The 24,323-nt window shown below is 42.5% G+C and carries 17 protein-coding genes; 9 read left to right on the top strand and 8 right to left on the bottom strand.

The features are described from left to right. Position 1: 1 nt before the first annotated feature. From SNE26_RS05830 to SNE26_RS05820, 3 genes are all read right to left on the bottom strand, one after another. A complete protein-coding gene (locus SNE26_RS05830; protein WP_321558427.1) occupies positions 2-2,296 on the bottom strand; it encodes a family 20 glycosylhydrolase in 2,295 nt (764 codons plus the stop codon). A 13-nt stretch (positions 2,297-2,309) separates the two neighbouring features. Then, positions 2,310-4,982 carry a glycoside hydrolase family 2 TIM barrel-domain containing protein gene (locus tag SNE26_RS05825; RefSeq protein ID WP_321558426.1) on the bottom strand — a complete coding sequence of 891 codons (2,673 nt, stop codon included), beginning with the start codon at positions 4,980-4,982 and terminating at the stop codon, positions 2,310-2,312. 287 nt (positions 4,983-5,269) lie between these two features. After that, positions 5,270-6,709 carry an alpha-L-fucosidase gene (locus SNE26_RS05820; protein WP_321558425.1) on the bottom strand — a complete coding sequence of 480 codons (1,440 nt, stop codon included), beginning with the start codon at positions 6,707-6,709 and terminating at the stop codon, positions 5,270-5,272. Between the two features lie 181 nt (positions 6,710-6,890). Here SNE26_RS05820 and SNE26_RS05815 point away from each other — a divergent pair, with 181 nt between their 5' ends. From SNE26_RS05815 to SNE26_RS05800, 4 genes are all read left to right on the top strand, one after another. Beyond that, on the top strand, positions 6,891-7,490 hold the full coding sequence (locus SNE26_RS05815; RefSeq protein WP_321558424.1) for an RNA polymerase sigma-70 factor: 600 nt from the start codon (positions 6,891-6,893) through the stop codon (positions 7,488-7,490). Between the two features lie 94 nt (positions 7,491-7,584). After that, the gene (locus SNE26_RS05810) at positions 7,585-8,682 is read left to right on the top strand and encodes a FecR family protein (protein ID WP_321558423.1); all 1,098 of its coding nucleotides are present in this window, start codon (positions 7,585-7,587) and stop codon (positions 8,680-8,682) included. A gap of 189 nt (positions 8,683-8,871) precedes the next feature. Next, positions 8,872-12,192, top strand: coding sequence for a SusC/RagA family TonB-linked outer membrane protein (locus SNE26_RS05805; RefSeq protein WP_321558422.1), 3,321 nt, complete (start codon positions 8,872-8,874; stop codon positions 12,190-12,192). Between the two features lie 11 nt (positions 12,193-12,203). After that, complete coding sequence (locus SNE26_RS05800) at positions 12,204-14,381, top strand: glycoside hydrolase family 3 N-terminal domain-containing protein (RefSeq protein ID WP_321558421.1); 2,178 nt, start codon at positions 12,204-12,206, stop codon at positions 14,379-14,381. A gap of 138 nt (positions 14,382-14,519) precedes the next feature. On the opposite strand, the gene SNE26_RS05795 is transcribed toward SNE26_RS05800, so the two are convergent. Both SNE26_RS05795 and SNE26_RS05790 read right to left on the bottom strand, forming a co-directional pair. After that, the gene (locus tag SNE26_RS05795) at positions 14,520-15,743 is read right to left on the bottom strand and encodes a sigma-70 family RNA polymerase sigma factor (RefSeq protein WP_321558420.1); all 1,224 of its coding nucleotides are present in this window, start codon (positions 15,741-15,743) and stop codon (positions 14,520-14,522) included. Positions 15,744-15,782: 39 nt separating this feature from the next. Continuing rightward, positions 15,783-16,133, bottom strand: a complete 351-nt coding sequence (locus SNE26_RS05790; protein ID WP_321558419.1) for a YciI family protein — start codon at positions 16,131-16,133, stop codon at positions 15,783-15,785. Positions 16,134-16,326: 193 nt separating this feature from the next. Here SNE26_RS05790 and SNE26_RS05785 point away from each other — a divergent pair, with 193 nt between their 5' ends. Together SNE26_RS05785 and SNE26_RS05780 are read left to right on the top strand one after the other, a co-directional pair. Next, entirely contained in the window at positions 16,327-17,313 is a 987-nt protein-coding gene (locus SNE26_RS05785) for an aldo/keto reductase (protein WP_321558418.1), read from the top strand. Positions 17,314-17,393: 80 nt separating this feature from the next. Continuing rightward, positions 17,394-17,747, top strand: a complete 354-nt coding sequence (locus tag SNE26_RS05780) for a TfoX/Sxy family protein (RefSeq protein ID WP_321558417.1) — start codon at positions 17,394-17,396, stop codon at positions 17,745-17,747. Between the two features lie 213 nt (positions 17,748-17,960). Here the strand turns inward: SNE26_RS05780 and SNE26_RS05775 are convergent, their stop codons facing one another. The 3 genes from SNE26_RS05775 to fbaA all read right to left on the bottom strand — a co-directional run bounded on the left by SNE26_RS05775 (position 17,961) and on the right by fbaA (position 20,043). Then, complete coding sequence (locus SNE26_RS05775) at positions 17,961-18,386, bottom strand: GNAT family N-acetyltransferase (protein WP_321558416.1); 426 nt, start codon at positions 18,384-18,386, stop codon at positions 17,961-17,963. After that, entirely contained in the window at positions 18,343-18,861 is a 519-nt protein-coding gene (locus tag SNE26_RS05770; protein ID WP_321558415.1) for a low affinity iron permease family protein, read from the bottom strand. The genes SNE26_RS05775 and SNE26_RS05770 overlap by 44 nt, the downstream gene beginning before the upstream one ends. A gap of 102 nt (positions 18,862-18,963) precedes the next feature. Next, complete coding sequence (fbaA, locus tag SNE26_RS05765) at positions 18,964-20,043, bottom strand: class II fructose-bisphosphate aldolase (RefSeq protein ID WP_321558414.1); 1,080 nt, start codon at positions 20,041-20,043, stop codon at positions 18,964-18,966. A 268-nt stretch (positions 20,044-20,311) separates the two neighbouring features. Between fbaA and accD the strand changes: the two genes are divergently transcribed. The 3 genes from accD to SNE26_RS05750 all read left to right on the top strand — a co-directional run bounded on the left by accD (position 20,312) and on the right by SNE26_RS05750 (position 24,163). Continuing rightward, entirely contained in the window at positions 20,312-21,157 is an 846-nt protein-coding gene (gene accD / locus SNE26_RS05760) for an acetyl-CoA carboxylase, carboxyltransferase subunit beta (RefSeq protein ID WP_321560023.1), read from the top strand. Between the two features lie 371 nt (positions 21,158-21,528). Next, entirely contained in the window at positions 21,529-23,412 is a 1,884-nt protein-coding gene (htpG, locus tag SNE26_RS05755) for a molecular chaperone HtpG (RefSeq protein ID WP_321558413.1), read from the top strand. Positions 23,413-23,641: 229 nt separating this feature from the next. Then, a complete protein-coding gene (locus SNE26_RS05750) occupies positions 23,642-24,163 on the top strand; it encodes a DUF4251 domain-containing protein (protein WP_321558412.1) in 522 nt (173 codons plus the stop codon). Positions 24,164-24,323: the final 160 nt, after the last annotated feature.

The raw sequence follows: 24,323 nt of genomic DNA, 5'->3' as shown, positions 1-24,323 counted from the left end.
TTTAATTTTTAAACCATGATGCTGGCACGTCCGCAGGTGCCGAACCATTAACACTATATTTCAACAACAGCTTAAAGCCGCCGCCGCCTTCAATAAAATCAAGCTTAAACGGATGCGCTCCCGTCTTTAGTGCAACCTGCCCGCTGCGCTCCTGCGCCGAGTGGTTACCATCGTTATCAACAACCGTTTTATCGCCAATATACAGCACGCCGCCGTCATCGCAGGTCAAATAAAAGCTGTAAATACCATCAGTCGGCACATCGATATAACCTTTATAAGTAATGCCAAATGACGGAGCCTTAACAGTAGCAGACACTTCTATCTTATCAGTAGTGAAAGTGCTATCAACTTTCGCATCTTGCATTAAAGCAGTTTTTTTGAAAAAAGCTTTATAATAAGTAGCTGTAAGTCCGGGTTTTGGCTGAGCAATTTTAACCGGACCAAGCATTTGCTGCTGGGTATAGTTCAGGTTGTAAACATCACCACGGGTACCTGCCGGCGTAAATGCCGCAACTCTTACCAGTTCTGACTTTGTGATAGCTAACGGAGATGGCAATACCGGGGATTTAACATCCGGCAATGTGCCATCAGTAGTATAACGGATAGTGAGGCTTGGCAATGGTGAGGTTATACTCAATTTGCCTTCATCGATGAAAACGTATTCGTTAAGCAGGTTTGGCAAATCGGGCAAGCGATAGTTGATCTTCAGCGCGTCCATCCTTTTGTATTGCTCAGTCAAACGTTGCAGGTATGAATCGTATTCAGCTTCCTTGTGCGTCCACAGCATTTCGGACAAAGCGGTTAAACGCAGCATGTACATATAATCGGCACGTTTTTCGGATGGGATCATTTCCGACCAAAGGTTAGCCTGCGCACCGATGATCGATTTTGCTTCTTCCGCGTTCAGCACTTTAGGCACAGGGTTAAAATGATAAACCTTACTGATTGAATATTGATCGGGCTGATTATCAAAATAAAGAGGCTCGCCCGGGGTCATGATCACTGTATTGCCATTCTTGACGGCTTTTACAGGCGCATCGGGCACCCAGGTTCGCCAGTACATAATAATAGCCGTTGGGCTGATGCCACCTTCAATCACCTCGTCCCAGCCAATCAGCTTCCGGCCTTTAGAATTGAAAAACTTCTCCATGCGGTTAATGAAATAGCTATGCAGGCCGGCCAGGTCTTTGATACCTTCTTTGGCCATTAAGGCTTTACAGGCGTCTGATTTACCCCAATTGGTGCGGTCAACTTCATCGCCACCGATATGGATATATTTTGACGGGAAGATCTGCATGATCTCGGTAAATACATTCTCGGCAAACTCAAAAGTAGTTTCGTTACACGGACAGATAGGCTTGGTGAACAGCTCGCCCCATTTATTTTCTCCATCGCAGGTTAAAAACGGATACGAATTAATGGCGGCCATCATGTGGCCCGGCATATCAATTTCCGGAACAATGTCGATGTGACGTGCTGCCGCATAAGCTACTACACTTTTCATTTCGTCCTGGGTGTAAAAACCACCGTACATGGTTTTACCATCTTTTTGGATGATATGCTCTTTATCGATCACAAAATCAGGATTATCCTTAGCTTTTTTCATACAGGCCGAATCCTGGTTATTGAATGTGCGCCACGCACCAGCTTCTGTTAGCAAGGGATATTTTTTTATCTCGATACGCCAGCCCTGATCGTCAGTTAAATGAAGGTGCAGCTTGTTCATCTTGTACAAAGCCATCCTGTCGATAAACTTTTTCAAGTAGCTTACCGAAAAGAAGTGCCTCGATACATCCAGATGCATACCTCGCCACTCATAAACAGGCGCGTCCTCAATAGTTACAACCGGCAGCGTGAGTTGCTTTTGCACAACACCGGCTTCGATGCCTACAGGTAATAATTGACGAATGGTTTCCACCGCATGAAATACACCCGCGGGATCTTTTGCACGGATAACTACCTGTTCCTTAGTAACGCTCATACGGTACGCTTCGGGAGTAGTTATGCTTGCGTCATAAACAAGGTTAATAGCATGAGCTTTCTTTACCTCGCTAACTTCAACAGGCTTACCCAAACCTTTACGCAGCAGGTCTTTCAAGGCATAAGCCTCGGTATTAAAAGCATTAGAAGTTACTATGCCGGTTTTAGATGTAATAGTAAACGAACCTTCACCCGCAGTTAACTGAGTTGGGTAAGGGATCAAAGGAAATTTTGCCGCGGTTTCCTGTGCGTTAACACCAGCAACACAGGTTAGCATTAACGCTGCTGCCGACAAATATTTTGAAATGACCTTCATTTTCTCCTGTTTGTTATTTGTCGATAGATATGGTTCTTTCTGTTACGTTCCAGCCGCCGATGGATACTGCAAGGTTTTTATCGGCGCCAGGGCTATGGTCTATAACAACTTTTTTAGTTTGACCTGGTAGTACAGTTACATAGTTATCGCTGTAAAACGCCGGAAGGATCCGCTGTTTGGTATCAGCATTAACCAAAGACAAACGGTTAAAGAATGCCAGCGCGCCACTACCTTCATTAGTCAACGTCACTTCTACTTTGCCATTTTTTAAATATTTAGCAGTAGCACTCAAATTACCGGCAGGCATTTTCTGTAATCCGGAGAAATCGCCATTGGCATCAGGTAACCAGTAAATATTTTCACTGATCACCTCTTTATCTGATTTGAGCAACTGCAGGCAAAGGAAAATGCCTTTGTCTTTTGCCTCTTTCTCAATTTCCTTTTTCAGCGATAAATAGCGTTTGGTAGTAGTCGGCGTTACATCGGCAAAAACCTGGGTTAACACTTTCTCTTTGCCATCCATGTCATAAGTTTTGGCTACCAAAAGCATGTTGCTATGCGTTTTAAAAGTATTGTTGGCTACCATTACCATACCATCGGTTTGATTATACATGATGTGCAGAGGTTCGCTGCCGTTATGCAAACCGTAAAGACAAGCGTTAGGATCAAGGTAATAGTCATACATCTGGCCGCGCATGGCTGTCCATGGGTTTTGGGTTTTCCAGATGATAGTGCCTGTATACCAATCCCACATATGTGAACTAAAACCTTCCATCAGGGCACGATACTGGTCATAGTTTACCAACTGTGCTTTAGTGGCAAAGTCTTCAACGTTTTTCGCTTTACCATATTTATCAATAAAACCGTCATAGCCAATATATTTATGATACTCCCAAACCGGGTCGGTTTTAGTTTTACCGGTAGAGGCATCAAACTCAGGTACAACCATATTTTCGGCAGGGATAAAACGCTTTAACGATTCATAATCACTAACGCCAACTGAACCGACTTCCGAATTGAACGGATATGTTTGGTGGTCCCAAAAAGTTGAAAGGCTTTGGATACCGTAAGGACCGTCGCCATTCCCGCCCTGTACATTGCGCGACATCTCTTCGGAATTCGAATACGGGATAAACCAGCGGGTGTTATCCAGTTTTGGCATAATGGTATCGCGCAGGGCCGCGAAGATATCCTCGGGCGGGGTAATTTCGTTACCACCACACCAGATTGCCAGCGACGGGAAGTTACGCACCAGCTTAACCTGATCAGCAACCGATTTTAAATATAAGTCATGATCATCCGGGTATTTGCGGCGTGTCCATTGATCGTCAAGCTTCATCGGATCAGTCCAGCGGCCGTTACAATCGCCTGATCCCCACATATCCTGGAAAACCAGCATACCGTATTTATCGCAGGCCTCGTAAAACTCAGGGCGTTCAATCAACGCACCACCCCAAACCCGGATCAGGTTCAGGTTCATATCGCGGTGAAAACGAACTTCGGCATCATAACGGGCATCGCTAAAACGCAGCATTTGATCGGAGATGATCCAGTTGCCGCCTTTAATAAAGATCTTTTGGCCGTTCACGTTAACCTGGCGGCTTTCGGTTTTATTGTTCCATTCGGTAGTGATCTGGCGTACGCCAACTTCTATACTTTTTTGGTCGGATACTTTGCTACCGGCCACAAATTGCAAATTGAGCTTGTACAGGTTTTGCGGACCGTAGCCGCTCGGCCACCAAAGCTTAGGGTTTTTAAGGCTGTAATCGGCCAGTTTAACCTCCTGTTTTGAGTTGGCTTTAAGGGTAACCTGCTGTGATACCAGCTTACCATCTAAATTATATTGTAAAGTACCGCTAATTGTGGCACCTGTAGCATTTTCAACTTCGGCAGATACCTGTATAATTGCAGGTTGCTGTCCCCCCTCAGGCATACGAACACCCGGTACCAGGGTAACCACATGCGGATCTTTAATAATCACGGCACCGGTATGCTCAATGGTTACCTTATCCCAGATACCGGTATTACGGTCGCGGATGGGCTGGATCCAGTCCCAGCCTGCGGTATACTGGATGCCTACTCCACGGGCAATAGTACCGTCACCACCCTGGCCGCCGTTAGGGTTGCCAACAACATCCGGAGGGTATACCACAACGGCTAAACGGTTATTGCCGTTTTTATTGAGCAATTTAGTAATGTTATAGCTTTGGCGTAAAAACATACCCTTGTGCAGCTTACTGTTAAGTTTATGGCCGTTCAGGAAAACATCACAGCTGTAGTTTACACCGCGCAAGTTAAGATAGGTTTGGTTGCTGCCCGTTGGTGCGGCTTCTCTAAAATCTTTGGCAAACCAATAGGTATAGTAATCGCGGCCTACCTTATATATATCAGGGATCTTTTCATTGTTCATTCCATAAAATGGATCAGGTACCTGTTTATTAGCAAGCTGGGTGGTTAATACCGTACCGGGAACAACTGCTGGGTTCCATGCAGCCAGATCATAATTAGTTTGAGAAATAATTGCGCCGTTATCCTTAACACTATTGATGGTGGTACATTTCCAGCCGCTGTTGAGCTCATAGCTGGTTTGTGCCTCTGCATTTTGGTAAACACCTGAAGCAAGAACGGATAACACTAATGAAAATTTAAACAATGCAGATCTGCCTGCCGAACGGGTTGTTGTCATTTATTTGGATTGGATGAATAATCAAAATTAAAAACTGCCAAATCAATTTAGCTGTAAAAACTTGGCTATATTATGTGGTATTTTGTCTGGGTATAATGTTAAACCACTTGTCATTTCGATGAGCATGAGAATGGAATGCGCGGTAGCCGCGAAGAGGGATCTTATACAAGCGGTATGAAGATTCATTTCCATAGTGAACATCGCTTGTATAGGAGATTTCTCCTCCCCCAATGCTTTACCCTAACCTGTTCGTCGAAATGACACGGTGATTATTTTTTATTTATAATTTAGTAAACTATTTTAAAACCAGCCGCTTCATTCAGTCCACTTACCTTTTGCAGCTTTGCAGGGATGCTGATGTCAATACCATCGGCTACCTGTTTCCATTTAAGGCTTTGTGTGCTGCCAAGCAACGTAACTTTCTTTACCTTTTTAATATCTTTTAATTTTACAGATACAGTTGCAGGTAAAACAACCTTTTCCTGGTCGCTCAAAGCAAATGCGTAAATGGTATTACTGTTTTTGGCTTTGGTATAATATATATTACCTGTTGAGTACGGTGCTACCGACTGGCTGGCATAGATCCCTTCGCCGTTAATCTTCATCCACTGGCTGATACCTTGCAAGCGCTCATAAGCTACCGGGTCCCAATCGCCATCAGGACCGGGGCCTATATTCATAAGCAGGTTGCCACCGCGTGATACGATCTTCACCAACAATTGTACAATTTGCTGTACCGATTTATAATGATCGCCCGGAACATAGCTCCAGGAATTACCCATGGTTATGCAGCTCTCCCAGGGATGATCAAGCGGTACTTCGGGTACTTCCTGCTCCGGAGTAGTGTAGTTTTCATATTTACCGGCTACAGTACGGTCAACCACTATTAACCCTGGTTGTTTTTGCCTGCCCATCGCGGCTATCTTAGGCATATCGATATCCTGATCAAATTTGATTCCGCGCTGCCATTCTACAGTAGTATCAACGCTGCTTTTGGGGCGTACCCATCCTCCGTCGAGCCATAAAATATCAACTTTACCATAATCGCTCATCAACTCGCTGATCTGATTATAAGTAAAATCTTTGAATTTCTGCCAGCGTTCAGGATATTTTTGGGGATCATAGTTTACATTGCGGTCTTTAGGCGGAAAGTATGGCCACCAGTAATTTTCTGTATGCCAGTCGGGCTTTGAGAAATAAGCCCCTATCATAAAGTTATCCTTCCGGAAAGCGTTGAAAATTTCCCTGGTTACGTTGCTTCTTGGATTGGTTGAAAAAGGGGTTTTGCTGCTGGTGATCTTATAATCAGTTTCTTTGGTATCAAACATGCAAAAGCCGTCATGATGCTTGGTGGTGAAGATCACATATTTCATACCTGCGTCCTTAGCTGCCTTTACCCATTTTTCGGGATTGAATTTGGTTGGGTTAAAAGTGGTTTGCAAATTTTCGTAAGCCGCTTTATATCCATTATAAGTAGCACCATACGGGCCGCGGCGTTGCGTCCAGCCCTCATCTTCGGGACAAATGCTCCAGCTTTCAACTACACCCCACTGGCTGTAAGTACCCCAGTGCATAAACAAGCCAAACTTGAGATCCTGCCAGTTTGCAATTTTTTGCTCAACTGCCGGGTCACCGGCAGGAACATATTGCTTTGACATATTATGCTGTTGCCCAAATACTTCAAAGCCCCCGAAAACCAAAAGAAATACTGTAAATAAACGTCTCATCAAGCTATTATTTTATAAATTACTGACAATTTTATATGGTGTATTGCTTACACACTTTTTAAAATTTTTTAAAAAACATTGCAACTTACATCAATTAATTTCATTTTTCGATTTTAATATGTTATTATTGTTACACCATTATTAAGTTTAAATTTAGTTGATTAATTAAAAATTCTTCGGTTTGAGAGATAGAAAAGTTGATACGCTAAAATTATGGAAACTCATTTGCAACAATGACGATGAGAACGCCTTTGAGTTGTTTTTCCATATCCTCAACAACTCGCTCATTAAATTTTGTGTGCTGTATGTACATCAACGGGAGATTGCCGAAGAAATAGTTTCGGATGTGTTTGTAAAATGCTGGCTTAACCGTAAAAACCTCACCGAAGTTCAAAACCCTGAAACCTATTTATTTGTAGCGGTAAAAAACCAGTCGCTAAACCATATCAAAAAATACTCAACCATTCACCTTGTACAAATTGAAGAAACCAGTTCGGTTGAATTTGTAAACACCTATAACCCTCAAAAGGAAATAGAAAATAAAGAGCTGATTTTTAGGATGGATCAGGCAATAGCCGGTTTACCGCAGCAATGCCGCATTGTTTTCAGGCTGATAAAAGAAGATGGCATGAAGTATAAGGAAGTGGCCGAAATTCTTAATATTTCGCCCCGTACAGTACAAACCCAGCTTTTCAGGGCAATTAAGAAACTTAGTGTTGTTTTGACGCAATATAATAAACATCACGAAGTACTCTTAAAACCAATACAATCAACATTTTAGGAGCTACAATTGTAATTTTCAATTATTTTTTTTAACCTTGTAGGTAATTAACCTAAATAAGTTGTCCTATCATAAATAAGGATGCAATTATACGATGGGCAATGATAAATTTATAGAGCTGGCGGGCAAAAAACTGTCGAATGAAATCAGCTCTGATGAAAATAATGAATTTCAGCGTTGCTTAGCTAATGATGCTTCCCTTCGTGAACAATACGAGGCCCTTTCTGCTTACTGGAAACATAGCGATACCCAATATGCCGACAATGCTCTCTCCTTTCAAAAAATAAAGTCAAAAATTAAAGCGCAGGAAGTTACTGAACCTGCAATGGCCATTACCCCCATTAAAAAAAGCGCAATACATTATCTTTGGCGCGCTGCCGCCGCTATTGTTTTAATAGCAGGTTGCTCGTACCTTTTTTATTCAAAAAAGGTTTCTTCTGGTAAAGAAATTGCAAGTACAACATCCGGCGCCTGGCAAAATAAAAACACTTCTGCCCGTGATAAATCAACCATCGTATTAACTGACGGCACACGTATTACCCTTAACTCACAAAGTTCGTTACGGTACCCAACAAAGTTCACAGGCAAAACCCGCGAAGTTTATTTAAGCGGAGAGGCCTTTTTTGATGTACATAAAGACCATGAACATCCTTTCATTATCCATACCGAAAAAATGAACATCAAGGTGCTGGGTACCGCTTTTAATGTTAAATCATATCCTAATGATCCATCAAGTGAAACAACCCTCATCAGGGGGGCCATTGAAGTTACTCTTGACGACCGCCCATCGGACAGGATCATTTTAAAACCAACCGAAAAACTGATCGTTAAAAAGGGATCGTTTACTACTATACGTAAAAACCCGGCTAAGCTTTCACCAGCTATGGACAGCAGTGCGGGTACACAGTATGTTTTAACCAGCTTTACCCGCCTTCACCAGGACGACAGTGCCGTTTTAGAAACTTCATGGACAGAGAATAAACTCATTTTCAGAGATGAAAACTTCGCCGATCTTGCAGCCCGTATGGAGCGCTGGTATGGTGTTGAGATCAAATTTAAAAATGATGAAATGAAGAAGTACCGTTTTACCGGCACTTATGAAAAAGAAACTATTACGCAAGCACTTGATGCGTTACGCATTACCGAAGATTTTCATTATAAAATTAAAAACTCCATCATCTATATTTATTAATCAAAGTGTAAAGCAACACGCCAAAACGTACCGCCTTTCTTCAATCTCTCCCTGGTATTGCTTACAATATTTATAATTGTTACACACCAATCCGTTCATTTTGCACTATTACCCGCGCTAATTATAAAATTTATGTAAATTTAGGCATCCCCAATGGATGTTGGCGACAGGTTTAGGTTATCAGTATAAATGAAAATACGGTTTACGTTAATATTATTCTTCAATTTACTGGCTATATTAACTGTATATTCACAAACCCGCGTCACTATCAATTTAAAATCGGCCGATTTTAAAAAGGTGATATCAGCCATCGAACATCAAAGCATTTATCATTTTGTTTATAGCGAAAGGAAGATTCCCGCGTTAAATAAAGTTGACATAAATGTTGATAATGAAGACGTTAAGATTGTTTTAGATAAAGTGCTGGCCAATTCGGGTTTCGCTTACACCGAGCTTGCCAATCACCTGATAGTAATTGCCCCGGTTGATGAAATAGTTAACGTAATTAAAGTAACAGGCATTGTTATTGATGAAAATGGCGCACCGCTTGCCGGCGCTACAGTCAGGGTAAGGGGTTCAACATCGGGCTCGCCCACCGATGCGAATGGGTCTTTTTCACTCGAAGTACCAGCCCGGTCAACGTTAGTAGTGAGTTTTGTAGGTTACGTTACAAAAGATGTAAAACTTAACGGTGCTGCACCATTAACTATTCCGCTTACAGTAAGTAACGTGCTAAACGAGGTGGTTGTAACGGCACTTGGCATTAACAAGGAACAAAAAAGGGTGGGCTATTCGGTAACTACTATTAGCGGTGAAGCGCTTGATAAAGCCAAAGAGTCAAATGTAGCATACTCGTTAGAGGGACGCGTGTCCGGCTTAAGTATCAATGGCATAAACGGCGGACCAGGATCTTCCGCACGAATCTTACTTAGAGGCGTTACGAGTTTTGGCGCAAGCGCGCCACTGTTTATTATTAATGGTGTGCCCATGGATAATACCCAAAGGGGGTCAGCTAATGAATGGGGCGGGGCCGACTTTGGCGATGGTATAAGCAATATCAATCCTGATGATGTTGAAAGCATGACTGTACTCAAGGGCCAGGCTGCATCAGCCCTATACGGAGCAAGGGCGGCTAATGGCGTAATTTTGATCACTACTAAAACCAGTAAAAAAAATTCGGGGTTTGGCATTGAGCTGAACACTAATTACCAAACAGACAAAGCTATTAACACTTTTGATTACCAAACAATTTATGGGCAGGGCTTGTATGGCATAAGGCCGGCAACCGTGAATAACGCCGTAACATCAGGCAATTTTGGCTGGGGCGAAAAGCTGGATGGTAAACCAACCATACAGTTTGACGGTAAATATTACCCCTACTCGGCAGTTACAGATAATATTAACAAATTTTACCGACGCGGTTATACCTACACCAACACCGTGGCTTTTAATGGCGGCAATGAAACTGGTGCTTTCCGCCTGTCAGTTTCCGACCTCAGGAACGGCTCCGTTATTCGCAACAGCGGCCTCAACCGTAAAACGGTAAACTTAACCGCAACCCAGGGAATTACCGACAAATTCAATGTAAATGTTATTGCAAATTATATAGATGAGTCATCAAGCCTGAAGCCCAATTTGAGCGATGGCCCACTTAACCCCAATAACATTCAATACCTTGCTGCTAACGAAAACCAGGCAGCCCTGGCACCGGGGTATGATTCAAGCGGCAACGAACTGCGATGGACCGGCGATACATTTGTCACCAATCCTTATTTTGCTGTTAATAAATTCATCAACAATATAAGCCGGAACCGTTTGATATCTGCTATAACTGCCCGTTACAATATTCAAAGCTGGCTGTATGCTCAGGCCCGCCTGGGTGATGATGTGTTATACGATAAACGGTTAACTATTACCCCTACCGGCACAGCATATTCTCCCGGAGGTGCCGGCTCAATGGATGAACAATCATCTACAGAACGCTCTGAACTAAATGCCGATGTTTTGATAGGCGCTAAACATGATATTATAAAAAATCTGCTCAGCTTTGACTTATCAGCCGGGGCCAATCTTCGTAAAAACAGCTATGAGTATACCCGGCTTTATGGCGGACCGTTTATTATACCTAATTTTTACAGCTATAGTAACCTGGCCGCCAAAAGCAGCAGCTATGATTTTAAAAGCTCTGAAACTCATTCAACTTACTATTCTGTTGACTTTTCGTTTAAGGACTTTCTTACATTAACCACTACAGGCCGTTACGATACCTACTCAACCCTACCCGTTGATAACCGCAGTATTTTCACCCCGTCGGTATCAGCCAGTATCCTGTTTTCGGACCTTGTACATATACCGGGGCTTGACTTTGGTAAACTCCGTTTATCATATGCCCAAACCAGTGGTGAACCTACTGATGTATATATTACATCCCAGTATTACACCATTAATAACCCTGTAAATGGTATACCCACAGGTGGTTTCAGCGATAGCTTACCTAACCTTTTTTTAAAGCCTTACACGCTTACAGAAACGGAGATTGGTACCGATCTGAAATTTTTAAACGGGCGACTGGGGCTTGATGTGGCCTATTTTCATCGAAAAACAAGGAACGAGATCATTAAGGGAGATCTTGACCTGGCAACCGGTTTTGCCCGGCGGTTTATCCCAACAGGCTCAACCCAAAACAACGGCATTGAAGTTTCGTTAAGCGGTACACCTTTTAAAACCGTTAATTTTAACTGGTCACCATCGTTCAATTTCACCTACGTACAAAATAAGATCCTTCAAACAGACGGTACGCCCGAATCGGCCAACATCAGTTTTGGTACTTATCGTCCGCTTAATGCTGCCACCGCATTGGTTAAAGGCTTGCCAGGTCCCCAAATTATGGCCAATGATTACCTCCAGAACGATAAAGGACAGATCATTTTTGATGGCAATGGATTACCACAGGCCGGGCCGCGGGTACCAATGGGCAGCGCGGTGCCTAACATTTATGGCGGGTTCAATAATAATTTTACCTATAGAAAGTTTAGCTTATCGTTTTTAATCGATTATCGGTTTGGTAATAAAATACTTTCAGCAACAAATTACAACAGCATTTACAGGGGCTTCAACAAGCTTACCCTGCCAGGTCGGGAAACCGGCGTCGTAGGTGACGGCGTAAATGCCAATGGCGATAAAAATACGGTTGTTGTACCCGCGCAAACCTATTACCAGGCGCTTGCTCAAAGTGTTTCGGCATTGAATGTTTTAGATGGCAGGTTTATTAAATTGCGGCAGGTTACTTTTGGCTATACCTTTTCAAAGGGCTTTCTTAATAAAACACCGTTTGAAGGCATAACCTTTTCACTGGTAGGCCGAAACCTGTGGACGATTATGAAACGGTCAGCCAATATCGACCCCGAATCGGGCTTTTCGCCGGATATAAAATATGCCGGAATTGAAGGAGCAAGCCTTCCGCCAACCCATACTTACGGAATAAATATTAACTTTAAACTCAAAAAATAAATCATCTAAAAATGGCTTCCACCATAAAACACAAACTCCTATGCTGTTTGGTAATGCTTGCGGCATTACTAAAGTTTTCGACCGCAAATGCGCAGGTCCCTTTTTACAAAGACGCTTCGCAATCGATTGATTTACGTGTAAAAGATCTCGTATCCAAACTAACACTCGAAGAAAAGATCTCCTTATTGGGCTACCGCAGCCAGGCTGTACCCCGTTTAGGCATCCCAGCCTATAACTGGTGGAACGAGGCCTTACACGGTGTAGCCCGTGCCGGTGAAGCAACCATATTTCCGCAGGCTATCGGTATGTCGGCTACATTTAATGAAGATCTGTTAAAGCAGGTATCAACGGCCATATCAACCGAAGCCCGTGCAAAATATAACCTGGCCATAGCACAAGACAGGCACCTGCAATACATGGGCCTCACCTTTTGGACACCCAACATCAATATTTTCCGCGATCCGCGCTGGGGACGCGGGCAGGAAACTTATGGCGAAGACCCTTTCCTGACCGGTCGCATGGGTTCTGCCTTTGTTAAAGGTTTGCAGGGCGATGACCCTAAATACCTGAAAGCATCTGCCACGGCCAAACACTTTGCAGTGCATAGCGGCCCGGAAGCTACCCGCGATAAATTTGATGCTAAGGTTGATGAAAAAGACCTCCGCGAAACTTACTTATATGCTTTTCACCAGTTGGTTAAAAACCACGTTGAATCGGTAATGAGTGCATATAACCGGGTTAACGGTGTACCAAACTCTATCAATAAAATGCTGCTTACCGATATATTGCGGAAAGAATGGGGCTTTAGCGGCCACGTAGTAACCGACTGTGGTGCCCTGGATGATGTATACCTTACCCACAAAACGCTACCAACCGCTGTTGAAGTGGCAGCGGCTGCCATTAAGGCCGGTGTTGACCTTGATTGCTCATCCATTTTGCAGAACGACGGTGTAAAAGCCATTAAACAAGGTTTACTTACCGAAAAAGATGTTGACCAGGCCCTGGGCGCTATCTTACGCACCGAATTTAAACTGGGCTTTTATGATGATCCGGCCGCTAATCCTTATCATAGTTACGGTGCCGATAGTGTCCACAATGAACAGCATTTGGCTTTGGCCCGTAAAGTGGCCCAGCAAAGTATGGTATTGTTAAAGAATAATAACAATGTTTTGCCATTCAAAAAAAGCAGCTACTCCAGCATTATGGTGGTTGGGCCAAACGCCGCCTCACTTGATGCCATGATTGCCAACTACCATGGCACCAGCAGCAAAGTGATCAACTTTGTTGAAGGTATTACCGGCGCAGTTGATAAAGCTACCCGCGTTGAATATGACCTGGGTTGTGATTATAAAGATACCACGCACTTTGGCGGAACCTGGGCTGCGGGTAATGCTGATGCTACCATTGCAGTGATAGGGCTCTCCCCTGTTTTGGAAGGCGAGGCTGGCGATGCCTTCCTGTCCGAAAGCGGCGGCGATAAAAAGACACTAAGTCTTCCTGCCAGCGAAATTGCTTTTATGAAAGAGTTGCGTAAAAGTGTAAAAAACAAACCCCTTATTGCTGTAATTACCGCAGGCAGCGATGTTGATGTATCGGCCATTGAGCCTTATGCCGATGCTATCATATTTGCCTGGTATCCCGGCGAACAAGGCGGTAATGCATTGGCTGATATTATTTTTGGCGATGTTTCGCCATCAGGCCACCTGCCGCTTACTTTTTATAAAGACATGAGCGATTTGCCCGACTACAGCGATTACAACATGAAAAACCGCACCTACCGCTATTATACAGGCCCGGTGCAATATCCTTTTGGTTTTGGTTTAAGCTATACATCGTTTAGCTACACCATGGGCAGCAAATTAAAAGCTACTTACAAAAAGGCCGATACCGTTGTAGTAACAGTAAACGTTAAAAACACCGGTAAATTTAATGGCGATGAAGTAGTGCAGGCATATATTAAATATCCTAACATCAACAGGATGCCGGTTAAAGAATTGAAAAGTTTTAAACGCATCAGCCTGGAGCAGGATAAAGAAGGTTCGGTTACATTGAAGATCCCTGTTCAGGATTTGCAGAAATGGGACCTTGCCACACACAAATGGAAGCTTTATCCCGGCAGCTATAAGCTGGTATTGGGCAGCAGCTCGGCAGATGAAAAATTGACGGCAGATTTTAAAATAGCTAATTAAGAAGCTGTTCAAAGAAATAAGTTGTATAAAAGCGTCATTGCACGAAGCAATCCCCTATTAGCAGGTACGCCCTGTATAGTTTGGGATTGCTTCGTACCTCCAATGACGCTTTTTTGAAAGATGGTATTGTCATTTATTTCATAATAAGGCCTTTAAATCCTTAGCAATCCTGCTCCTATCCCCCGGGGTCTTAGCCAATTTTAAGGCAGTTCGTAAATGTGATGCCGCCTTTTCATTATCTACCGATGTGTAAAGAAACCCCAACAGTACATGGTACAAATGATTAGTATCCAATTTTAATTTCTCGGCCTCAATAATAGCTTTCTCCTTTCCTTTTACCTTTGCCAGGGCATAAGCCCTGTTCAATGCAGCGGCCGGCGAATATGCAGCGATAAGTAACCTGTTATATAACATCAGTATATTTTCCCATTTTTCGGCAGTATCTATTTTAACGGTATGCCAATAGGCTATGGCTGCCTCAATATGATATTTGCCTGCTTCATTCCCTTTAGATGCAAGATTGAGATAGTGTCTTCCTTTCGCTATCAGCTCATCGCTCCAAAGCATTCTGTCCTGATCATCATAGCGGATCATCTCGCCGTTTTTATCTATCCGGGCATCAAATCGAGAGGCATGAAAACACATCAGTGCTAATAAAGCATTCACCTCGGGCAGATTGGTTTGTTTATTTTCGATAAGTAGATAGTTAAGCCGCATGGCTTCCAAACACAAGTCTTTTTGTAATGTAGCACTCTGACAACTGGAGTAATAGCCCTCATTAAACAACAGGTATAAAGTTTTCAGCACAATGCCAAGCCGGCTAACAATATCATCAGGTTCTGGGAAAATGATCTTCACTTTCTGTTCCCGCAGCTTTTCCTTAGCCCTGAACAATCGTTTATTAATGGTTTCTTTATTTGATAAAAAAGCCTCGGCAATTTCATCAATCCCGAAACCGCAAAGGATGCGTAATGCCAGACCAATCTGAGCCTCGGCAGGTAACACCGGATTACAAATTGCAAACATCATTTGCAACTGGCTATCGCTAATGTTTTGGTCAGAAAGATCGATCTCTACCTCGTAATTATCCGCTGTCGAAACCCCTTCGGCTATTTTTTGCTTAAACCGGGAGCCACGCCTTACATAATCGGTTGCTTTATTGCGGGCCACGGTATATAACCACGCTTTAGGGTTGCCTGGTAATCCCTTGATCCCCCATGTTTCGGCTGCCGTAAGAAAAGTATCACTGGCGATATCTTCGGCGGCTTCTATATGTTCAAAGCCGAAATAATGGCATAATACCGCGATTATCTTTTGATATTCGGAGCGGAACAAATGTGGTAGAAGCTGATCTTGTTGCATAAAAAAGCAGCCTCCCGCATATGGGAGGCTGCAAATTACTTATACTTCCATTGGGATAATAGGGCGAACCTCAACACTGCCCCCTACCGATAATATCGGGCAGCCTTTTGATAACTCCGTGGCTTCTTCCAGCGATGATGCTTTGATAATGCTGTATCCGCCTATGGCTTCCTTAACTTCAACATAAGGGCCGTCTGTTACTACATTGTCGGGTTTTACTACGCTGCCGACGGTATCCAACCTGTTACCTACAGCAACCAGTTTGTTTTGTGCGGCAATCCCGCCAATCCATTCGCGCCAGTAATTCATCATGGTTTGCATTTGCTCGGGTGACCGTTTTGCTGCAGTAGCTTCTGCATCTCTTCTGAAGATCAATAAGAACTCGTTCATGTTTTTTGAATTTAATGGTTAAAAACCCAAAGACGATCAGTTTTGGTTGAATTGGACAAACACTTGATTTTTTTTTCAAATTAACCAGAAAAACTTAATCTGCAATGTATAACCTTACATAATACTTATAAATTGAGGTTGATGTGCTTTTGTTATTTCACGTACTTTGATAGTATAACAATACTACCAAATCATGAAATACAGAAAATTAGGAAACACCGGCGTTGAGCTTTCGGCCATTGGGCTGGGTTGTATGGGCATGAACCATGCTTATGGCCAGCCGGATGATGATGAATCGATAGCAACGCTTGAAAAATCAATAGAAATAGGCATTAACTTTTGGGATACCGCCGATGTTTATGCCAATGGCCGTAATGAAGAACTGGTATCAAAGGTATTGGTACCCAATCGTGATAAGATCTTCATTGCAACCAAATTTGGTTTCAGGGCAGGTGCCGATGGCAGGCTGACCGAGTTTGACGGCTCACCTGCTTATATTAAAACGGCAGTTGAACAAAGTCTAAAACGCCTAAAAACAGACGTGATCGATCTTTATTATGCACACCGCATAGATCCGAATGTTCCAGTTGAAGATATGGTTGGTGCCATGGCCGACCTGGTAAAAGAAGGAAAAGTAAAATATCTTGGCTTGTCTGAAGCTTCAGCAAACTCTGTTCGTCGTGCTCATGCTGTACATCCCATCAGTGCCTTGCAAAGTGAATATTCGTTATTAACCCGCGATGTTGAGACTGAGATACTGCCTGTTTGCAAAGAACTCGGAATTTCATTTGTGCCGTTTAGTCCGCTGGTGCGCGGTTTGGTGACCAACGCCCTGGATGTAACCAAACTGGCCGATAACGATTTCAGGAAAAGCCTTCCCCGTTATCAGGATGCCAATGCCGAAAATAATATGGGGCTGGCGCATGAGTTTGCACAACTTGCCGCTCAAAAACAATGCACACCAGCTCAGTTGGCGCTTGCATGGGTATTAGCGCAAGGCGATAACATTATCCCCATCCCCGGAACAAAAAGACGAAAATATCTGCTGGATAATGCGGGCTCGGTTGATGTGGAATTAACAGCTACTGATCTGCAGGATATAGAGGATGTTTTAGCCAAATACCCAAACACCGGCGACAGGTACAATGAGGCTAATTATAAATTCGTTGATAAAAACTAACAACAAACATTTCACGCAAAGACGCCGTAGTCTGTTAAATTTTGCGGCTTAGTGCCTTTGCGTGAAATAATATAATCCTTATGGCTTACAACGAAAAAATGGCCGATCGCATCCGTGAAGCATTAGTGGATCTGCCCGTAGTAGAAGAAAAGAAAATGTTTCAGGGAGTTTGTTTTATGGTTGATGACAAACTTTGCGTTTGCGTACGCGATAATAGCATCTTATGCCGCATTGGTGAACAACAAGCATCTATTGAACTTGAGAAAGGGAACTGCAATCAAATGGTGAGCGGAGACAGGGTGATGAAAGGCTATGTATATGTTGAAGATTTCAACCTGCAAACCATCGGCCAACTGAATTATTGGATTAATTTGTGCCTCGAATTTAATCCATTGGCCGAGGCTTCTAAAAAGAGGAAAAGTAAAAAGCGGTAATGTTCATCTATTCCTTCCTGCCGGTCGAAGTTTAGCGGTGCCATAACTTCGTCCCAAAACAGGTTAAGCTTTCAGCTTAACTCAACAAATGATTACTCCTTCTTACAATCTTTATACGGGAAGCACAATGCTTCCATTATTTTAGGACGAAGTTACGCTATCGCTAAACTTCGACCAGAGGTATTTTTAAACAGCCGCCGACAAAATGACTTCTTACTTCTTCACCATCTTATAATGCTTAATCCCGGCTTCTTCAAACTCCGGTCCCGATGCTTCAAAACCAAGTTTTTTATAAAAGGGCACCGCATGAGTTTGTGAGTTAAGGTAAATATAGTCAGCATCAGCCGGCAAATCAGCCAACACAGCTTTCACCATTTCTGCCCCCAAACCAAACCCTCTGAATGCCTTCAATACAGCAAACCTTTCAAGCTTATAGCCATTTTCGGATTTACGCCAGCGGCAGGCGGCGGCCGGTTCTCCATCAACAGTAGCTAAAAAATGATGTGATACATCTTCATGTTCCCATTCCAGCTCGGGCGGGCAATTTTGTTCAACAACAAATACTTCACGCCTTATGGCATGTACTATATCAAGATCAGCTTGTTCCGTTACTTTTTTTACTGTGATTTTTGCGGGCATTGATGTAATGCGGTTTTGTTTTGAAATGATTGAGTTTTGTGGTGTGATTTTCCCTTGCAGCATCAATAGAGTGCGTACAGGTGATATCATCTTCCTCTTCGGCAAGTCCGGCCAGTTCTACATAGAACTTGTGCAATTGATCAAGTTCCTTTTCGGTAATATCCTCAATATCAACCATCCGGTTACTTGCCCCCTGGTGCGATGCAAGCAGCTCATTCAGTTTCAAATGTATAGCTTTCGAATCTTTATTCTGTGATTTCTGGATCAAAAAAACCATCAGAAAAGTAACTACAGTAGTACCGGTATTGATAACCAGCTGCCATGTATCTGAATAATGGAATAATGGCCCGGTTATTCCCCAAACAATGATGATACCAAAAGCCGTGATAAATGCGCCCGAACTACCAGTAGCTATAGTAGCCCAGTTGGCAAAACGCTCAAATAAATTCTTTTTCCTGTTGTGAATTTTAACCATATAGCAGACTTTATCTTTTTTGAGTGAAATCGCCCGCTGCCTTTAAACAACAAAGCGCCTGTACAACAAATGTACAAGCGCTTTGTTAATTTCTGATGAATATTATAATTTGCTGTATACGTCGATACAGTTAAGGTCTTCAAATGCTGCGGCAAGTCTTTTTACAAAGTTTTCTTCGCCTTTACGTAACCAAACACGTGGGTCGTAGTATTTTTTGTTTGGAGAATCCTCACCATCAGGGCTGCCGATCTGGCTTTGCAGATATCCTTCTTTTGATTTGTAGTAATCTTTAATGCCTTCCCAGTAAGCCCATTGCATATCGGTATCAATGTTCATTTTGATAGCGCCATATGAAATAGCTTCGCGGATCTCTTCCTGGCTTGAACCAGAACCACCGTGGAATACGAAGTTGATAGGTTTTTCGGCAGTTAAACCAAATTTTTGTTTAACATACTCTTGTGAGTTATGCAAAATAACCGGTTGTAACTTAACATTGCCTGGTTTGTAAACACCATGCACGTTACCAAAAGCAGCAGCTACTGTAAAACGAGGGCTTACTTTTAAAAGGTGCTCATATGAATAAGAAACTTCTTCTGGTTGAGTATATAAACGTGAGCTGTCAACATCAGAGTTGTCAACGCCATCTTCTTCACCACCGGTTACGCCTAACTCAATTTCAAGGGTCATGCCCATTTTAGCCATACGCTCAAGGTATTTGGCCGAAATTTCGATATTCTCTTCAATAGGCTCTTCCGAAAGGTCAAGCATGTGAGATGAGAACAAAGGTTTGCCTGTTTCGGCAAAAAATTTCTCGCCATGATCCAGCAAGCCGTCAATCCATGGTAATAATTTCTTGGCAGCATGGTCGGTATGCAGGATAACTGCTACACCATAATGCTCAGCCAACAGGTGAACATGCTTTGCAGCAGATACACCACCTAAAATACAGGCCTGAAGCTTTGAATTATCCAATGATTTGCCGGCGTAAAACTGTGCACCGCCATTTGACAGCTGAATAATAACCGGTGAGTTAACAGCTTTAGCTGTTTCCATAACTGCATTGATAGTGTTAGTACCAATAACATTTACTGCCGGTAAAGCAAACTGATGCTTTTTTGCTGCTTCAAATAGTTCCTGCACCTGATCGCCGTGCAGAACACCTCTATAATTTTTTAAATCCATTAGCGTTTATTTGGGGCTCGAAGTTATAAAATTTATTGAAATAGGCTAAGCAATCTTAAAAGTATATTAAAACGATAGTAAAAATAGGGTTAATTTGAAAATATGATATAATTAATCAATAATCCATTCCTTTTATTACGAAAATAACATTAAAAAAGTATTTCAAATTTCGACAAACAATTTACCCCGCCATAACTTTTTATATCCGGCACCACATGTTTAATATTTTTTGTTTCTTTGTACCCAATTGAAAGAGTTAGACACAGATATGGCATGGTTTAAACGAGAGTTGAAAGGGATAATTACGACTACTGAGGAAAAGAAGGAAGCCCCCGATGGCATCTGGAATAAATGCCCTAATTGTAAAAAACCTTTACACTATTCAGAACAGGTAGAAAATCAATATGTGTGCCATTACTGTGGCTTCCACCTGCGCATAGGTTCAAAAGAATATTTTTCGGTACTATTTGATAATAACGAGTTTACAGAACTTTTTCCTGATCTTACCTCGGGTGATCCCCTTCACTTCGAGGATACTAAAAAATACACCGACAGGCTTAAGGAAACTCAACACAAAACAGGTTTAAAAGATGCAATAAGGGCAGCCGCCGGTAAAATTGACGGTCAGGACCTGGTTATTGCCTGTATGGACTTTAACTTCATTGGCGGATCAATGGGATCGGTAGTTGGTGAAAAGATAGCACGCTCTATCGATTACTGTATCCAGCATAAAGTTCCGTTCCTGATGATCTCAAAATCGGGCGGTGCGCGTATGATGGAAGCCGCGTTTTCATTAATGCAGATGGCTAAAACATCGGCCAAACTGGCGTTGCTTGCACAAGCAAAAATCCCTTATATCTCATTACTTACCGACCCTACAACAGGTGGTGTAACAGCATCATACGCTATGTTAGGTGATATTAATATTGCCGAGCCGGGCGCACTGATAGGTTTTGCCGGACCACGGGTAATTAAAGAAACCATCAAAAAAGATCTTCCAAAAGGCTTCCAGACTGCCGAATTTGTGCAGGAGCACGGTTTCCTTGATTTTATTGTTGACAGAAGAGAAATGAAAGAAAAATTAGCCTCATTCATTAAGATGATGGGCAACTAAGAGATATCATCAACATTGATGTGGTAAGGGATAAGCTTAAATGTTTATCCCTTATTTTTTTTGCGCTTTTAAATAAAAAAAATGTCCTTTCGATTGAGCGGGCGATGGTCACGGGCTCTGGGGCGAAAGAGAAATCCTGTACGCCATGTAAACCCGCTTTCAATGGCGTAGAAGATTTCTCCTTACCGCCGGCGTGCATTCCTTCCCTGGTTCGCTCAAAATGACACATTCTATTTATTTATATAGGATTTAGCAGAAACGCCCTTCCTATCCATCACCCGCCTGCCATTTTGACAATACATTAACAATTGGAACACACATTGATGATGCAATTCCGACAAACATTAAATCAACCATATTAAAATATAGTTATGCAAGAAAAAGGCAGCATTTCGATCCACACCGAGAACATTTTCCCGATCATTAAGAAGTTCTTATACTCTGATAACGAGATATTTTTGCGAGAGCTGGTATCAAACGCGGTAGATGCTACCCAAAAAATTAAACGTTTAGCTTCATTAGGCCAATACACCGGCGAACTTGGCGACCTGCGCGTTGAGGTAGCTTTTGATGCAGACAAAAAGACCATCACTATTAGCGATAACGGCCTTGGTATGACCGCCGAGGAGATCAAGAAATACATCAACCAGATCGCTTTTTCGGGTGCTACCGAGTTCATGGAGAAATTCAAGGAGGCTAAGGATGCCAACGAGATCATTGGCCGTTTTGGTTTAGGCTTTTACTCAGCATTCATGGTGGCTGATAAGGTGGAAATCCAAACGCTATCGTACCAGGAAGGTGCTGAGCCTGCTTTTTGGGTTTGCGATGGCAGCACCGAATTTGAAATTGGCGAAGGCGTTTTAGAAGAGCGCGGCACCGAGATCACGCTGTTTATCAACGATGAATCGGCTGAGTTTTTAAGCGAGCATAGGCTTCAGGAGATCCTTGATAAATATTGCAAGTTTTTACCGGTTCCAATCAAATTCGGAACTAAGACCGAATCTGTTGAAGATGGCGTTGACGAAGAAGGCAAACCAAAGTATACTTCTGTTGAAGTTGATAATATCATCAACACCACCAACCCTATCTGGACAAAAGCACCGTCTGAATTAAAAGACGAGGATTACCTCGACTTTTACAAACAGCTTTATCCTTTCAGCGAAGATCCATTGTTCTGGATCCACCTTAATGTTGATTATCCTTTCAACCTTACCGGTGTGCTGTACTTCCCTAAGCTGAAAAACGATTTCGAGTTCCAGAAAAATAAGATCAAATTATTTAGCCGCCAGGTATTTATTACCGACGAGGTGAAAGATATCGTTCCTGAATTTTTGATGCTGTTACATGGCGTTATTGATTCACCGGATATTCCGCTTAACGTATCACGTAGCTTTTTACAGGCCGATAGCAACGTTAAAAAGATCAACAGCTATATCACTAAAAAAGTAGCTGATAAATTGTCAGACCTTTTCAAAGCCAACCGTAAAGCTTACGAAGAAAAATGGACAGACATTGGCCTGTTTGTAAAATACGGTATGGTAAGCGAAGACAAGTTTTACGACAAAGCCAAAGATTTTGTTTTGGTTACCAATACCGAAAAACAAAACTTTACCCTCCCCGAATACAAGGATAAAGTAGAAGCTAACCAAACCGATAAAGACGGTCAGCTGGTTTACATTTATACCAATGACCCGGCTAAACAGGATTCGTTTATCCAGTCGGCCAATAAAAAGGGTTATGATGTGTTGGTGATGAACTCACCTATCGACAATCACTTCATCAGCCAATTGGAGCAAAAGCTGGAGAAAACATCATTAAAACGTGTTGACGCCGATGTGGCCGATAAACTGATTAAAAAAGATGATGCGCCCGAAACCGTACTTACCGAAGAGCAAAGCACCCAGGTAAAAAGTATTTTTGACAAAGCCATCAACAAACCGGCTTACAACGTTCAAATTGAAAGCCTTAACCCGGATGGGTTACCTGTTACTGTAACTATGGACGAGTTTATGCGCCGTATGAAAGATATGGCAGCTATGGGCGGTGGCATGAGTTTTTATGGCAACATGCCTGATAACTACAAAGTTATTGTAAATGGTAACCACAAACTGGTAAGCCGCATTTTACAGGAAGAAGACGAAACTGTACAGGCACAGCTTTCAAAACAAGCCTTTGATCTGGCCTTGCTATCACAAGGTTTATTAACCGGCGCTGAGTTAACTGAATTTGTTAAACGCAGTGTTAGTTTGATATAATTTTTCCAAACGTCATGCCGAATTTATTTCGGCACCCCCACATGCAAGGTCATCCGATTGTCTTTGTAACGTTAATATCTGGTGGGATCCTGAAACAAGTTCAGGATGACTAAATCACCTTAAAAAGCCATCCAAAACGGATGGCTTTTTTGTTTAAAAGATTGCTTAAATTTGAGTGTAATTAAACCTAAATAACCTACTATCGTCTAACCACTTAAACATTTATATCATGAAAATATTAAATAAAATAGCCCTCCTGGCTACATTCATATTTATTGGGACAAACGTAACCGTTGCTCAAATCAAACAAACCAAAACCGAAAAAAAAGCAGCTAAGCAGGCTGAAATAAAACAAATGGTGGAGGATCAAAATTTTGTGTTTAAAGCTAACTATGCCTTGCCAATGCGGGGCGGCAGCAGATCGCTTACTTCTGATTATGATCTTACAATAAGTAAAGATACTATAGTATCATTCCTGCCCTATTTTGGCCGCGCGTATGTAGCCCCGCCTCCCGGAACAACTGATGGCGGTATTAAGGTAAATACTACAAAATTCACTTACTCGTCGGTAAAGAAAGGAAGTGGCTGGAATATCACTATCAAACCCAAAGAAAAAAACATAGCCGACTGGCGCGATGTACAAACATTTAACCTAAGTATCTCGCAGGATGGTTATGGCTCACTACAGGTAACCAGCACCAACCGCGACCCAATATCATTTAACGGATATATTGAGGCGAGAAGGAAATAAGTCTCAAGTACGAAGTCTTAAGTATAAAATCAGAAAGTATTATAAAGAATCGTCATTGCGAGGTACGAAGCAATCCCAAACAAAGCAGGGAGACCTGCATAGCGGCTCTGCCAATCGGGGATTGCTTCGTGCCTCGCAATGACGCCTTCTTTATTATTAA

It is taken from the genome of Mucilaginibacter sp. cycad4 (assembly GCF_034263275.1).
Taxonomy (GTDB): Bacteria; Bacteroidota; Bacteroidia; order Sphingobacteriales; family Sphingobacteriaceae; genus Mucilaginibacter.
Note: the sequence above shows the minus strand (reverse complement) of the source record. Positions and strands in the feature narration are given on the sequence as shown.

Bases quoted from the DNA above. Each gene is read 5' to 3' on its own strand.
- SNE26_RS05830 (WP_321558427.1), bottom strand. From the start codon at position 2,296: ATGAAGGTCATTTCAAAATATTTGTCGGCAGCAGCGTTAATGCTAACC.
- SNE26_RS05825 (WP_321558426.1), bottom strand. From the start codon at position 4,982: ATGACAACAACCCGTTCGGCAGGCAGATCTGCATTGTTTAAATTTTCA.
- SNE26_RS05820 (WP_321558425.1), bottom strand. From the start codon at position 6,709: ATGAGACGTTTATTTACAGTATTTCTTTTGGTTTTCGGGGGCTTTGAA.
- SNE26_RS05810 (WP_321558423.1), top strand. From the start codon at position 7,585: ATGGGCAATGATAAATTTATAGAGCTGGCGGGCAAAAAACTGTCGAAT.
- SNE26_RS05805 (WP_321558422.1), top strand. From the start codon at position 8,872: ATGAAAATACGGTTTACGTTAATATTATTCTTCAATTTACTGGCTATA.
- SNE26_RS05800 (WP_321558421.1), top strand. From the start codon at position 12,204: ATGGCTTCCACCATAAAACACAAACTCCTATGCTGTTTGGTAATGCTT.
- SNE26_RS05795 (WP_321558420.1), bottom strand. From the start codon at position 15,743: ATGCAACAAGATCAGCTTCTACCACATTTGTTCCGCTCCGAATATCAA.
- SNE26_RS05790 (WP_321558419.1), bottom strand. From the start codon at position 16,133: ATGAACGAGTTCTTATTGATCTTCAGAAGAGATGCAGAAGCTACTGCA.
- SNE26_RS05785 (WP_321558418.1), top strand. From the start codon at position 16,327: ATGAAATACAGAAAATTAGGAAACACCGGCGTTGAGCTTTCGGCCATT.
- SNE26_RS05780 (WP_321558417.1), top strand. From the start codon at position 17,394: ATGGCTTACAACGAAAAAATGGCCGATCGCATCCGTGAAGCATTAGTG.
- SNE26_RS05775 (WP_321558416.1), bottom strand. From the start codon at position 18,386: ATGCCCGCAAAAATCACAGTAAAAAAAGTAACGGAACAAGCTGATCTT.
- SNE26_RS05770 (WP_321558415.1), bottom strand. From the start codon at position 18,861: ATGGTTAAAATTCACAACAGGAAAAAGAATTTATTTGAGCGTTTTGCC.
- fbaA (WP_321558414.1), bottom strand. From the start codon at position 20,043: ATGGATTTAAAAAATTATAGAGGTGTTCTGCACGGCGATCAGGTGCAG.
- accD (WP_321560023.1), top strand. From the start codon at position 20,312: ATGGCATGGTTTAAACGAGAGTTGAAAGGGATAATTACGACTACTGAG.
- htpG (WP_321558413.1), top strand. From the start codon at position 21,529: ATGCAAGAAAAAGGCAGCATTTCGATCCACACCGAGAACATTTTCCCG.
- SNE26_RS05750 (WP_321558412.1), top strand. From the start codon at position 23,642: ATGAAAATATTAAATAAAATAGCCCTCCTGGCTACATTCATATTTATT.